Source organism: Acidovorax delafieldii 2AN (assembly GCF_000175235.1).
Lineage (GTDB): Bacteria > Pseudomonadota > Gammaproteobacteria > Burkholderiales > Burkholderiaceae_C > Acidovorax > Acidovorax delafieldii_B.
In genome coordinates this window covers 89,634-103,136 of sequence record NZ_ACQT01000001.1, presented here as the reverse complement: position 1 = coordinate 103,136, position 13,503 = coordinate 89,634, and the positions used below count along the sequence as shown (strand labels likewise).

At 60.7% G+C, this 13,503-nt stretch carries 11 protein-coding genes and 1 pseudogene; 6 read left to right on the top strand and 6 right to left on the bottom strand.

Annotated features, from left to right (window positions below; all coding sequences use genetic code 11):
* Positions 1 to 37: 37 nt before the first annotated feature.
* The 3 genes from ACDELDRAFT_RS00390 to ACDELDRAFT_RS00380 are packed head-to-tail and all read right to left on the bottom strand — an operon-like array spanning position 38 to position 3,605.
* Entirely contained in the window at positions 38 to 847 is an 810-nt protein-coding gene (locus ACDELDRAFT_RS00390) for an SDR family NAD(P)-dependent oxidoreductase (RefSeq protein WP_005792714.1), read from the bottom strand.
* A gap of 10 nt (positions 848 to 857) precedes the next feature.
* Positions 858 to 2,045 (bottom strand): lipid-transfer protein, encoded by a 1,188-nt coding sequence (locus ACDELDRAFT_RS00385; protein WP_005792713.1) that lies wholly within the window; start codon positions 2,043 to 2,045, stop codon positions 858 to 860.
* A gap of 54 nt (positions 2,046 to 2,099) precedes the next feature.
* Positions 2,100 to 3,605 (bottom strand): AMP-binding protein, encoded by a 1,506-nt coding sequence (locus ACDELDRAFT_RS00380; protein ID WP_005792712.1) that lies wholly within the window; start codon positions 3,603 to 3,605, stop codon positions 2,100 to 2,102.
* Between the two features lie 275 nt (positions 3,606 to 3,880).
* Between ACDELDRAFT_RS00380 and ACDELDRAFT_RS00375 the strand changes: the two genes are divergently transcribed.
* The 3 genes from ACDELDRAFT_RS00375 (at position 3,881) to ACDELDRAFT_RS00365 (ending at position 5,748) form a co-directional block, all read left to right on the top strand.
* Positions 3,881 to 4,576: a TetR family transcriptional regulator gene (locus ACDELDRAFT_RS00375; RefSeq protein WP_005792710.1), complete on the top strand. Its 696-nt coding sequence runs from the start codon at positions 3,881 to 3,883 to the stop codon at positions 4,574 to 4,576.
* Between the two features lie 83 nt (positions 4,577 to 4,659).
* Entirely contained in the window at positions 4,660 to 5,340 is a 681-nt protein-coding gene (locus ACDELDRAFT_RS00370; protein ID WP_005792709.1) for a hypothetical protein, read from the top strand.
* 96 nt (positions 5,341 to 5,436) lie between these two features.
* A complete protein-coding gene (locus ACDELDRAFT_RS00365; protein ID WP_005792708.1) occupies positions 5,437 to 5,748 on the top strand; it encodes a hypothetical protein in 312 nt (103 codons plus the stop codon).
* A gap of 8 nt (positions 5,749 to 5,756) precedes the next feature.
* Here ACDELDRAFT_RS00365 and ACDELDRAFT_RS00360 read toward each other — a convergent pair whose 3' ends face one another.
* Both ACDELDRAFT_RS00360 and ACDELDRAFT_RS00355 read right to left on the bottom strand, forming a co-directional pair.
* A complete protein-coding gene (locus tag ACDELDRAFT_RS00360) occupies positions 5,757 to 6,068 on the bottom strand; it encodes a HigA family addiction module antitoxin (protein ID WP_005792706.1) in 312 nt (103 codons plus the stop codon).
* Between the two features lie 60 nt (positions 6,069 to 6,128).
* On the bottom strand, positions 6,129 to 6,410 hold the full coding sequence (locus ACDELDRAFT_RS00355; protein ID WP_005792705.1) for a type II toxin-antitoxin system RelE/ParE family toxin: 282 nt from the start codon (positions 6,408 to 6,410) through the stop codon (positions 6,129 to 6,131).
* Positions 6,411 to 6,523: 113 nt separating this feature from the next.
* On the opposite strand from ACDELDRAFT_RS00355, the pseudogene csy1 reads away from it, so the two are divergent.
* Positions 6,524 to 7,405, top strand: a pseudogene (csy1, locus tag ACDELDRAFT_RS00350) (type I-F CRISPR-associated protein Csy1).
* Between the two features lie 27 nt (positions 7,406 to 7,432).
* The gene (locus tag ACDELDRAFT_RS00345) at positions 7,433 to 8,395 is read left to right on the top strand and encodes an IS1595-like element ISAcde2 family transposase (RefSeq protein ID WP_005792702.1); all 963 of its coding nucleotides are present in this window, start codon (positions 7,433 to 7,435) and stop codon (positions 8,393 to 8,395) included.
* A gap of 335 nt (positions 8,396 to 8,730) precedes the next feature.
* On the opposite strand, the gene ACDELDRAFT_RS00340 is transcribed toward ACDELDRAFT_RS00345, so the two are convergent.
* Positions 8,731 to 12,084: a metallophosphoesterase family protein gene (locus ACDELDRAFT_RS00340; RefSeq protein WP_005792700.1), complete on the bottom strand. Its 3,354-nt coding sequence runs from the start codon at positions 12,082 to 12,084 to the stop codon at positions 8,731 to 8,733.
* 527 nt (positions 12,085 to 12,611) lie between these two features.
* Here ACDELDRAFT_RS00340 and ACDELDRAFT_RS00330 point away from each other — a divergent pair.
* The gene (locus tag ACDELDRAFT_RS00330; protein ID WP_040327590.1) at positions 12,612 to 13,490 is read left to right on the top strand and encodes a LysR substrate-binding domain-containing protein; all 879 of its coding nucleotides are present in this window, start codon (positions 12,612 to 12,614) and stop codon (positions 13,488 to 13,490) included.
* The last annotated feature ends 13 nt before the right edge of the window (positions 13,491 to 13,503 follow it).

The window sequence follows — 13,503 nt, the reverse complement described above, 5'->3', positions numbered from 1 at the left end:
GATCTGTCTCCTGTTGTTGATCTCAATGCACTGCTGGTCAGCCGATGCGGGCTGAAATGCCGCCATCGACCATGATTTCGGCTGAAGTAACGTACTTGGATTCGTCGCTGGCCAACCATAGGGCCGTGTACGCCACATCCCATGCCTCTCCCATATGGCCCATGGGGCACTGTCGGTCCCGCTTGGCCATCGTTTCTTCCAGAGAAGCCTCTTGGTATCCGTCTGCCAGGGCCAGTGACGGTTGCCGAACCATCGGCGTGTTCATCAGGCCGGGCATCAGCACGTTCGAGCGGATGCCCTGTTTGGCATACTGCAGGGCCACGCTGCGCGAAAAGCCGAGCACCGCAGACTTCGAGGCGCTGTAGGAAACATAGGCCACGCCGCTGTCGCGCACGCCGGCCACCGAGCCGATGTTGACGATGCTCCCCTTTCCTTTCCTGAGCATGGAGGGAATGGCATGCTTGCAGGTCAGGAACATGGAAGTGAGGTTGATGTCGAAGACTAAGCGCCAGTCCTCCAGGCTCTGCTCGACGACCCCACCCAGGCGGGCGGTGCCAACGTTGTTCACCAGAATGTCGATGTCACCATAAGTGGCGATGCAGTCCTGGATCAACCGTTCCACTGCGCCAGCATCAGTCACATCGCATTGGGCGACGCTCATCGCCCCACCCTCCTGTCGCACGATCGCTTCGGTCTCCCGCGCCGCGTCAAGATGAATGTCGCAGCCATAGACCTTGGCGCCCTCGCGAGCGAATAGCACGGCCATGGCCTTGCCGTTGCCCCAGCCGGGCCCCGATGATCCGCAACCGGTAACCAAGGCCACCTTGCCTTCCAGGCGTTTGCCCATGATGGGCTCCTCAGCTTGCCCGGCCATACAGTGTCACCACGGTAGCGCCCCCCAGACCGGCGTTGTGCTGCAGGGCGAACCGCGCATCCTTCACCTGGCGCTCCTCGGCGCTGCCGCGGATCTGGTGGGTCAGCTCGTAACACTGCGCCAAACCGGTCGCACCCAGTGGATGACCTTTCGACAGCAACCCACCCGAAGGGTTGACGACGACCGCGCCACCATAGGTGTTGCCGTTGGACTCGACGAAGGCCTGGCCGTCGCCGACGGCGCAGAAGCCAAGGCCCTCGTAGCTGAGCAGCTCGTTTTGTGCGAAACAGTCGTGCAGCTCGCACACGTCGATGTCCTGCGGCCCCACACCAGCGGCCTCATAGACCTGCCGGGCGGCCTCACGCGTCATGTCGAAACCCACCACGGAAATCCCCGACTTGTCGTCGAACGCGCCGGGACGGTCGGACACCAGTGACTGTGCAAGCACCTGCACGCCGGCATTGAGCCCCATCTTTTGAGCAAACTTCTTGCTGACGAAAATCGCGGCAGCGGCTCCGCAGGTCGGCGGACAGGCCATGAGGCGGGTCATGGTGCCGGACACCAGGGGCGAGCTTGCCAACACCTCCTCCACCGTCACTTCCTTGCGAAACAGCGCCAAGGGATTTCGTGCGGCATGGCGGCTCGCCTTGGCGCGGATCTTGGCGAAGGTTTCCAGCGAAGTACCGTACCGATCCATATGCTCGCGACCCGCAGCGGAAAAATAGCGGATCGCCATGGGCAACTCGGGATGGCCGTACACCTCGTCCACGACCCCGTTAAAGCGATCAAGCGGGTCTGGTCGGTCATCCCAGTACGCCTTCAATGCGCCAGAGGGCATCTGCTCGAAGCCCACCGCGAGCGCGCAATCGGCCGAGCCGCTCGCCACCGCTTTGCGCGCGAGGTACAAGGCGGTGGAGCCAGAGGAGCAATTGTTGTTGACGTTGATCACCGGCACCCCAGTCATGCCAACCTCATAGACCGCGCGCTGGCCACTGGCCGAGTCGCCATAGACATAGCCCGCATAGACTTCCTGGACATCGGCGTACGCTAGGCGGGCGTCCTGCAGCGCCTGGCGGATTGCCTGCGCAGCCATTTCCGGATACGGCAGGTTGTCTCCTGGCTTCTTGAAAGGGGTCATGCCGACACCGGCGACGAGAACGGGCTCTTGCATTGCGATACCTCCAGGTTGAATCACCAAACGTGCGTTGAATCGAAGCGGCTGCAGTTAGGAGACCATTCGCTCCTGTGCGTGCCAATACTTCTTGCGGACTTCTTTCTTCAGGACCTTGCCCACCGTGCTGCGCGGCAATTGCGCGACGATCTCGACATCCTTGGGCGCCTTGACGCTGCCTAGGCGGGCCTTGACGAACTGGATGAGCACCTGCGGCTCCACCGACTGGCCTGGGCGGAGCTCGATGACCGCCTTGACGGCCTCGCCCCATTTGTCATCAGGCACGCCGATGACGGCGCAGTCCTTAACGGCCGGATGCGCCATGACGGCGGCTTCGACCTCGGACGAGAAGACGTTGAAGCCTCCCGTGACGATCATGTCCTTCTTACGGTCGACGATGAACAGGTACCCCTGCTCATCGAAGTAACCCACATCACCGGTGCAATGCCAGCCATGGCGCTGCGCTTCGGCCGTGGCCTCAGCGTTCTTGTAGTAACCCGCAGTCGCGATGTCGCCCTGCGCGACGATTTCGCCCACCGCCCCTGGCTGGGTGAGCAGATTGCCGTCTTCGTCCATGATGGCCACCCGCGTGAATGGGAAGCGGCGCCCTGCGCTCAGCAGGCGCTGGCGGGGCGCCACCTGCCCGTCGACGAAATGGTCCTCGACCCGGAGCACGGAGATCGCGCCAGGCACTTCTGCCTGACCATAAATTTGCAGCATGACAGGGCCGAAAACCCCGATAGCCTCCGCCAACTTGTCGGGCGACATGGGAGCGGCACCGTACATGAGGTAGCGCAGCGCGGAAAAGTCAAAATCGCGGACGTTGGGTTGTGCCAGCAACGTATAGATGACGGTAGGAGGAAGGAACAACATGTTGACCCTCTCCTGCTCCATCACCTTGAGCAAGTTCTGCGGATCAATCCCATCCATCAGCACGACGCGGCCACCGCGCGCCATGAAAGGTAGTGACACCAGCCCCGCCGTATGGGTGATCGGCGCCGCCGCCAAGACAGTCATGCGATCAGTGATGCTCATGGCCGACATGTGGTTGGCCATGGTCGCAGTGAGGTTGCGATGGCTGAGCATGACGCCCTTCGAACGCCCCGTGGTGCCACCGGTACCCATGATCATGGCCAGCCCCTCCGGCTGCAACGGCGCTGCGTACATCTCGGGGGACTGGCCCAGAATCAACCCAGGGACCGACAGATCCGGCCCATCGGCCTCTTCCAGAGCAATGTAGTGACGAATGCGAGGAACTTGGCCGCGGATCTCAGCAACCTGGTCCGCATAGCGGGCCTGATAGAAAAGAACATCACAGTCCATGTCCTGCAGGAACTCGACATTGGTCTCCACGCTGTTGCGCGCATTGACGGGTAGCCAACCCCCCCCCGCGCGCAACACCCCGAGCAGCGCCACGAAGGCGGCCCCGGCATTGCCGCTGAGCACTGCACCATGAAAGCCAGGAGCGAGCCCCAGGGTCTGCAGTCCCCGAGCGATCTGGCAAGTCAGGGCTCCCGCCTGCTCGTAGGTGATGGCCGGCGCGTCGCGCCCGCAGTCCACGAAGCAAGGAGCATCTGGGTAGCTGGCAACGCCAGCATCAAAAAATCCAGCAGATTCATCGCGGTGCGTCTCCGTTCAGGTCCGGGTCGTGGAGCAGTCATCGCCGACAATTTCATGTCTGCAGCTGCAACGTGCAAATGGAAGTCTCTGCACCCGGCGATGCGTCATGCACGCTGTTCAGGCGGTACCATTTGCTGTAAATTGGTACCATTAGACGTCCTCAACTGGTACCAAGTCAATTGATTCGGTACCATATTTCACTGGGAGAAACCCGCATGAAAAAGAAGCTCACAGACGAGGAGTTCTTCGATGCGCTGACCCAACTGCTCCTGACGGAAGGCATCAAAGGCCTAACAGTGGGCGAAATTGCTGCACGCCTGCACTGCTCGCGGCGCCGCCTCTACGACATTGCGCAGACGAAAGAGGAAATCTTCAGTGCCGTAGTGAAACGCTTCTTCGACGACCTCTTGGAACAAGGAGAGGCATTAATCCACAGCACAAAGAATTTGACGGCTGCGCTTGCCGCCTACCTGGACGTCGGCGTCCGAGCAGCTGGCCGCATCGGTGTCCAGTTCCTGAAAGACATTGAAGATTCCGCCACTGCAAGAAGCATCTTTGATCATTACCAGCAGGTTCGCACCATGAGACTTTCCCAGCTCATCGACGATGGCGTGCGCCAAGGCGTCTTCGCCCCCTGCCACGGACTGGTCGTGTCCGAGCTCATTTTTGGTGCTGCACTCAGGCTGCGCCGCCCAGCATTCCTCGCCCAAGCAGATCTGACCCTCGAGGAGGCCTTCCAGGAGTTCTACCGGGTACTGCTAAGCGGGCTCTTGGTCGATTCAGGCACTCCTAAAGTGGCCCAAGGCGGCACGCGGAAAGGCCGGGCCTCCGCGCAGCGCACTTCCGCAAAGAAAGATGTTGGCGCTGATGAAATTGGCTCCATGCTGATGGCCGCCTGGAATCGCGATTAGGTGGCTCTAGCCACGATCCGTCCAGGATCGAGCATGTCCAGTGACGCGAGCAAGGTTTACGGAGTTTGCTTTTGCGCTTGGCCATGTATGCATCTGATGCACTGCCGCCCGCGCTGCAAGGCCAGGTGCGCATCCACCTGTGCGTGTACCACTCGCAGTTCCCTCTGCTGCTGCGCTCGGCCATCGAGCAGCAACTGGACACCTTGCTCAATCGCCGGGGTACCCCAGCCAGCCACGACCTCGCGCTGCGCCGCCCCGCCCTGCGCGTCCTCATCGACGCCCACCCCGAGCCCCACCACCTCTTCATCGTGCTGGGCAGCCCCGTGACCGAAGTGGGCCGCGACCACGACTACGACTACGACTGGGCCGTGGTCGAGCCATCGTCCATGCGCTCGCTCATCCAGCTGGCCGGGCGCGTACGGCGGCACCGGCCAGGGGCTGTGGGCGGGGTGAACATGGTGGTGCTGGACAGCAATCTGCGGCACTACGAAAAGCCCCAAAAGCCCGCTTACGAGAAGCCCGGGTTTGAGACAGCCCATGCGCCGTTCAAGCTCAAATCTCACCACTTGCATGACCTGCTAGGGCGGGAGGTGGGCGAAGCCAAGGCCTGGGCGGTAGATGCACAACCGCGCATTGCACTGCCAGCCGACAAGCTGGTGCGCAGCCGCCGCTGGACAGACCTAGAGCACGCACGCATGCACGACAGCCTGCTGCCTAAACCGCAAGGCACCACAACGCCCACCCATGCGGCCTGCCTGCAGTGACTCGAGCCCTAGCCCGACACGCCTCGGTCCCTATGGCTCACGGGCCTGCTACCGCAATTCCAGCGCTTTCGCTACGACCCACAGCCACGCGACGACGTGGCCCTGCTGTCGGACGAAGAGGAAGAAACCCTGCGACTGCACCGCGAACAAGACGGGGAGCGGCGCTACGACAAGCTCTACGTGCCCATCCACCAAAGCCTGTGCCATTCGGTGCCTGCAGCGCAACTGGCATCACGCAGCGTTTCGCCCTGGCCGCAGGTAACTTTGATAGAGGAACTGGCTGCAGTGGCGCAAGCGCAGGGCTTGTCGCTGGAGCAATGTGCGAAGCGCTATGCGATTGCCAGTCTGCCGCACAACGATAACGGCTGGTGGTTTCACGAGGCCCTGGGCTTCGCGGTCAAGAGATGAGGCATCGTTCAGGCCGCCTGCAATTCGAGGGGATGCACGGCCATTACGGCAGCTTGGAGGGTCTCATCAAGCTCAGCCACCCGCAAATCGTAGGCCGTCTGCAGGTTCAACCACGACTGCGCATCGCCGCCAAAAAAACGACTCAGACGCAACGCGGTATCGGCAGTGATGCCGCGGCGCTCCAGCACGATGTCATTGATCCGCGAAGCCGGTACACGCAATTGCTTGGCCAGGGCGTTGGCGCTCATGTCCATGGGCTTGAGGTAATCCTCGCGCAGCACCTCTCCGGGATGAATGGGGCGCATACCGTTCTTGAACATTGCTATCTCCTTGCTCCAAGCCATCGTCACCACAAATGGCCGTTCACGTCGCCGACTGCCTCAGTGGTAGTCGACGATCTCCACATCACTGACACCTTTTTCCGTCCAAACAAAACACACGCGCCATTGGTCGTTGATGCGGATGCTGTGCTGGCCTTGGCGATCCCCGATCAACAGCTCCAGCCGGTTGCCTGGCGGGCTGCGCAAAAAATCCAGCGTCTGCGCAGCGTCCAATTGCGCCAGCTTGCGTTCTGCCACGGACTGGATGTTTGCAAAACGCCGTGTCTTGCCGCTGGTGAACAGACGCTGGGTGTCCTGGCATTTGAAAGAGAGGATCGCCATGGATTGAGAGATTTTATATCGTTTACCGATATTCGGTAAGCCGCCTGCGCGGCAGTTGTGAAATCGTCGCGATGGAAAAGCCACGCATCGTTTTCTGAGCTGCTTGAAACCAGCTGCTCAAGCTGGAAGTGAACGGACGCAGCTTGCTCGCTGCCCTACTGGCGCACGATGCGGACGCGCTGGCTGCGCTGCATGCCGACCCGGCACAAGCCGAGAAGCTGCGCGATGCCTTTGTGTCGCTGACCCAGCCCCGAGCTGAAAGCCCCAGCAGCCACGCCCTGGCCAAACAGCTCTACTGGCTGACAGGCACCGACGCCTGCGACGATGCCCACTACACCCTGCTGGCCCCGCTGTACGCCACATCGCTGGCGCATGCAGTACATACCCAGGTGCAGGAAGACCGCTTTGGCGAAGCCAACAAGGCCGCCCGCCAGGCGCGGCGCGAGCGCAAGATGCATGACGGCGTGTTCCATGACTACCCCGGCCTGGCCGTGCAGAACATGGGTGGCACCAAACCGCAAAACATCAGCCAGCTCAACAGCGAGCGGCGGGGTATGAACTACCTGCTGTCGTAGCTGCCGCCCCAGTGGCAGGCCAGCGCGGTGCGGCCGCCGGTGCATGCCGCTTTGGTGTTCGAGCGGCTATTCATCGCCCGCCCCGAAGTGCGCCGCGCCGTGCGGGCGCTACGGGTGTTTTTGGAGTCGGCCCCCGACGCCAACCTGGCAACCCGGGAGCGCCGCGAGGAGTTGCTAGACGCGCTGGTGGACGAGCTGGTTTCGCTGGCTGCCGAGTTGCAACAGCTCCTGCCAGCGGGCTGGAGCCGGGATGACGAGCGCTTTAAAGAGCTTGACGACCAAGAGGCACTTTGGCTGGACCCTCTGCGCGCAGAGATACCCGAAGAAGCCCAGTTTGCACATGACTGGCAGTACATGGATTGGCCCGCAGCCTTCGGAAAGGCTATGTCGCAATTACGTGTTGAAAGGAGTAGCCTGTAGACAGCGACTCTTTGCAGGAGGCACGCCATGGACACACAAGCCTTCAGCCACTGGCTGGCCCAACTCGGTCAGCTCAGCGCCCGGCAGAGAACTGCCTTGCAACAGGCGCTTTTAGCGCCAGCCGTCCCAGATGCTCTGGAGCAAGTCTTGCCGGATCTGAGACATTGCCCGCACTGCCACGCACGGGCGACGGAACTGGCTGCCTGGGGTTGGAGTCGTGGACTGCGCCGTTACCGCTGCCGCGTCTGCCAGCGCACCTGCAATACCCTGACGGCCACCCCTTTGGCGCATTTGCGCAAAGCCGACAGATGGCCGGCTTACTGCCAAGCCTTGATCGATGGACTGCCCATCAGGCAGGCGGCCATGCAATGCGGCATCAGCAAGAACACGGCCTTCCTGTGGCGACATCGCTTTCTCAGGGCCGCATCCGAGCATCAGGCTACGCATCAAGGCGGGATAGTCGAAGCCGATGAAACCTTCTTTCTTCAATCCCTCAAGGGACAGCGCCATTTGCCGAGATCAGCGCGCAAACGCGGCGGAGTAGGCGCTACCCGAGGAACGGGTGAGGACCAGATCCCGGTCATGGTGGTGCGCGATCGGCAGGGTCACACGGCCGACTTTCAGCTAGACAAGCTCGATGCGGCGCATGTGGCTGACGCACTGACCCCTTTGATCGATCGCGACGCGGTCTTGTGCACGGATGGCGCAGCTGTCTATGCGGCCTTCGCGCGAACCAGTGGCATCACCCATTGCGTTGTGCATGCCCGCAAGGGGCAGCGGATACAAGGCGCCTTGCACATACAGAACGTCAATGCGTATCACGGCAGGCTCAAGCAATGGATGAGCCGCTTTCACGGCGTTGCCACAAGGTACCTGGCCAGCTATCTGGGCTGGCGGCGAATGCTGGAGCGCTATCAGCGTGCGATTGATACGGCTTGCTGCTTGCAAGAAGCCCTCGGGCGAACTGTGCAACACGTAATTGCGACATAGCCTTCGGAAACTGGCTCAACGTGCAGCTGCGCGGCAAGCTGCCAGTGGGCGATGCCGAAGCCCGCGAGTGGAAAAAAGTACTGCTGACTGACGAGGACGGCTTCAAGCAGCAGTTGAGGGCGGCTTTATGCTGATCTGAGTCGTTCGCGCTTGAGTGCCTGAACGGCAGCAATTGCCAACACCGGTCATCGAGCTAACGGTGCTTAGCGGCAATTTTTTCCCTGAACTGCTCCAAAGTTTCGAGCGTAGTCATTTAATAGAGGGGCATGACCAATCGTAGTGCGCGTGTGCAACGCTACGTCAATGCCCGTTCCGGCTTGGCTGCCCTCGAGCACTCAAGCGAGATTGCTTGGCCCTTCCAGGGCGGCGGTCGAGTCTGGTTTAGAGCCGGGCAGCGCGGCAGCGTCAGATGTGAGCTGAATACTACGCGTTATGAAATACAGCAGCTTCCGGTCCGCATTGAGTACGCCCGCGCTGGCATCCTCGCCAAGACGCGACAGGAGACGCTCCACGTAGCCGCGCTCAATGCCGACCTGCCCGCGGAGGCGCCATACCAGCGAGCTCTGCCGAAACAGGTTCAGAAGGTTGTCGTTGTCACCGGTGGCGCTGAAGGATTGCCACAGGACGTTGTGACAATTGCGGAACAGCGAGTCAATGCGTTGGTTGTACAGATATTCGTACGCCCGTGTGCAGTCCAGCATCTGCTCCGCCGTCAAAACGCCCGACTCTTTCAACCCCGCTTTCGCGAGTGAAATCGATGCACGCACCAGGTTGTATGCATCGTTCTCATCGCGAGCCGTCCGGGCCGCTTCCTGCAGCAGCACCTTCTTTCGTTCCGGGTCCTTTGTGTCTGCAGCGCGCTGGATGGCCAGGTTGTTCGACAAGACATAGGACTTGCGCTTCCTGGCCTCTTCTTGCAGCAGCCGCAGCTGGTTGTCCCGATCAGCCTTGAACGCATCATCGTTTGCGATGACGATTCCCTTCGCCTGAAGCCCCCATGTCGTCTTGGGATCGACCCGTTCGCACCTTCGCGCGAGGTCGAGTGTCTCGGCGGGATCGTCTCCAACCGTGTCGCTGAGCATTGCGAGGTTCAAGAGAACCTGTTGCTTCATTGCCTTGGTCTTCACGGTGAGTTCGCACCGGCGCAAAAGGGCAGCAGCGCGGGCATATTCGTCAATCATGCGCAAGGCTTGCGCGTGCTGGAGGCGGGCCGGATCAAGATCCAGGCCTGTCGCTGCACGCTCATGCAGCGGCAGTACATCGTCATACAAGCTCGCAATGCTGCGAAAGTGGTCACCAGTCCGCAGCTGCGCCGCGAACGACGTGGCCAGCGCCAGGACCGAGCGAATCCTCGCGAGGTTGCCTGAATCGGTAGCTGCCCTCGTCGCGCGAAGCACCATCGTGCACGCATTGGCGATCTCGCGCGCCTCACAGCGCGAGTCCTTGAACTTCAGGTCTGGCGGTGGACGAATCCCTCGCTGTTCCCAGTCGCCACCGAAATACAGCGCAAGCGCCTTCGCGCTCAGCGTGCGGTGATCGGACTCCGTCAACGACTGAACAACATACTCTCGCACCGGGCGCCGGACCACCAAAGCCCGTCCTTGATCGTGCAAGGTGTTTTCACGGCCCAGAGCATTGACGCTCACAGCGTCGACAAGGGCAAGCTCGATAAGCCTCGATGCATGAGGCGGATAGAACGCCCGAGCCCCAAAGAATCGCTTCACCCGCGAAAGCTGCTCGCCCTGCGGGAACATGGACAACACCTTGAGCAGAGCGTACGACCTGACACTTCCTTCGTCTTTAGATTTGGCAAGATCCTGAATAGTGCGCACCAAAGCTGGGGACGCATCACGACTCTCAGCCTGCTTGCCTGCTACGTCCGAATCCAGCTCGAAGAGCCCCTGCAGGCCAACGATCTGCAGATCCCGCAACGTCGAATCGATGCGGGACGGAATTCCATCCGTGTGACGATGCAGACGCAAGATCGCATCGTGCTTGGCCAGATGCTCGCTGCCCCGCTGATGCGCCGAAACGTACAGCGCAGTATCTGCTTCGTCCAGGGGGCTCAGCTCGACGATCCGCATCGAGGTCGATGCGGGTGCTACGCGGGAACGCACCACGACCGCCAGCTCAGGACAGAAATCCAGGATCGCCTGGACCAATGCCTCAATCTCCTGGGAGATTCCGCCACCGGCACCATTGGAGCCTGACTCCAACTCCAGATCGTCCAGAACCAAGATCACCTGACCTTCGTCGGCCAGCCCGCTGCAGAGGCGCGGAAGACTGCAGCCAATGCGCTCAGGCAGGCCTTGCAACACCGCCTCCTGCGTTCGATAGTCGTGAAGATCCAGGAAATAGATGCTGCCGCGCCGACCAAGCATCTGTTGCTGCACGCACTGGATGAACTCGTCGCCGCCGAGGCCCCAGTCCGTGACAAGCCAAGCTTGCCGTTTCTCCTTCAACGCGGCCAAGAAGAGCGTCTGCTCTGCCTTGCGCACGACGGTGTACGCTTCACTTAACGTGTCCGGTCGGACGAGTCGCGCCAGAATGTTGGGGATCTTCGAAGCAGTGTCGAGCGGGTCGGGTACGGCGTCGTCAGTCTTCGCGACGACGACCGCGCCGGCTCCAATCATGAGGTCGGCGTAGCTGTCTTCGATCAGTTCCCAGTTCTGATTGGCCCCCATCCTCTTCGAGCCATCATCGCGAGAGATGAGCTTTCGAGGCCAGACGCGCAGACCGCGGGTGCCGGGCATGGGCGGGATGTGAATTGCCGAATAGCCGTGATCTCGCCGAACCTGGCTGGTGCCATACTGCTCCAACCCAAACAGCGATGCAGCTTGGATTGAGTGCCGGCTTGCGCCACCTGAGATCGCCACACTGGTAGACCTGCCTTCGTGCATGTGCCCGAACAGATGTGCGTCGAAGCGCCCAGGGGTATTAATTTCTGCAGTCCAATCTTCTTGGGATTCACTGTGCAGCCAGTTCACCGGATGATGGGTCACCAACAATCGGAAGTCGTGCTTGGCACACCATCCATCCGGGTCATGTTCCGTGACGGCAATCAGCTGTCGCGGATGGAGGCACAAGCGCTCAAAGAAATCTCCTTCAGAGTGCTGAAGCCATGCGGAATTCAGCCCGACAACGCCCAGGCACAAGCCACTCTTTTCTATCGTGGCGGAAAAATCACCTGGAAGAAGGCCCTGGGTGGTGCTCACCATCGGCACGACCTGAGCCAATCGCGCACACCAGTTCACGTAGTTCTGAAACCAACCTGTAACCGCAACCCGGTAGACCGAGTCAGCGGACTTCAAGAAATCATCGCGGACGGCGGCATCGTTCCACCACTGCGTCATGACGCGTCCCGCGGGGTCCATGTCACTGGGGCGGGCAAGGTCATGATTGCCCGGCACGACAATCAATTGCGGCTCGGATCCCAGATTTTTGAAGTGCGTCCAAAGAGCCCGCAGCTGCTCTGTCAGCTTGTCGAATTCAGCAACGCTCCCGCGCTGCGTCAGGTCGCCCGAGAAAATCACCAAGTCCCAAGGACCGGTGCGTCCGTGGAGGTTCCTGAGGTCGTCGAAGAATTGAGTCCGGAAGGTCGGCCACATCCAATCCTGTTGGTTTAACCCAAAGTGAAGATCGCTCAGGTGAAGCAGCTTGATGGCAGCTGCCTTCTCGGCCGTATCCATGTTCCGTTCCTCCCCCTTAACGTTTTTTCTGATTGTCTAGTCAAATGTAAACGCTCGTGCGATGGCACCCAGGTCGACGTGTGCACCCCCATGCCGGCCGTGCTTTGGCCTACATTCGCGCTGTCAGATCATCTCGGCTTTAGCCAAACTTGTAGTTCCAGCGACAGGGTGACGGCGATGCGACGCCCGCTTTTTGGCATCATCACAGGGAATCAGTCGGCGTTCTTGAAGACCGCTTTCGCACCTTTTGCGGAAGGTCAAATCCTTTCCGTGATCAGCCGCAATCGCTGCAAAGTCGACTTCAGGCTGATTGGGGCCGCACTGCTTGGATCGCTGGATGACTGCTAACGTTGACACTGGAAATTGGTGAACTACTAGCCTAGTGGCAGTGTCATGTCACTTTGAAATGATCACACCCGCAGATAAAAGCGCGGCTGGCAATGCCCACTTACGACGCGAGTGACGGCCGGCACCCGCCCAGAGCGGTCTTGATAAGTCCAATTGGGATGCCGGACAATGACATTCCGATGAAAACACCCCCACTTAATCCACTCAAGGTCTTTGAAGTCGTCGCACGCACCAACAATCTCACGCTGGCGGCCACCGAGTTGAACGTGAGTCAGTCGGCTGTGAGCCGACAGGTGGCAGTGCTGGAGGAGTATCTAGGCGTGCAGCTCTTTGCGCGCGAACGGGTTGGCGTACGACTGACCGAGGTCGGAGAAAGCTACGCACGTAGGATCGGTCCGGCGTTCCAGGAAATCTCCGCCGCCACCGCTTTCATTACGCAGAAATATTCCAACAACGTCATCCGCCTGCGCACCTACACGACGCTCACGGCGCGCTGGTTGATTCCGCGCCTGCCGCACTTCAAGGCGCAGTACCCGGATGTGGAGATATCCATCCTCAACAGCAATGCGCCGCTGGATTTCAGCTCTGAAAAGTGCGATCTGGCCATCGTGCTGGGCAACGGCACCTGGCCCGGCGCCGAGGCTACCTTGCTTCTGGAGGACATTGTGGAGCCGGTCTGCGTGCCTGGCTTCATCGAGGGAACGGCCACGCCCGAGGGTTTACGCGGCAAGCGATTGCTGGTCTCCAGGTACCGCAAGGACGATTGGCCGCGCTGGCTCGAATATGCTGGCATGCCCGGCATGTTCGAGACCGCAGAGAAGATGGTCTTCAGCAGTTCTATCCTGACCTGGCAGGCGGCCATGGACGGCCTTGGCATCGCCATCGGACAGCAGCACATGCTAGACGCCGATTTCCAGGCCGGCCGCCTGGTACGCCCATTTGCGCGCCAGCTGCGCACAGGCCAGGGGCAATACATCGTCACCCCGGCGCTGCAGCGTCACTCCGACAAAATCGTAGCGTTCAAGGACTGGCTGATGCGCGAGGCGGGGCAACTATGAAAACATGATCTGC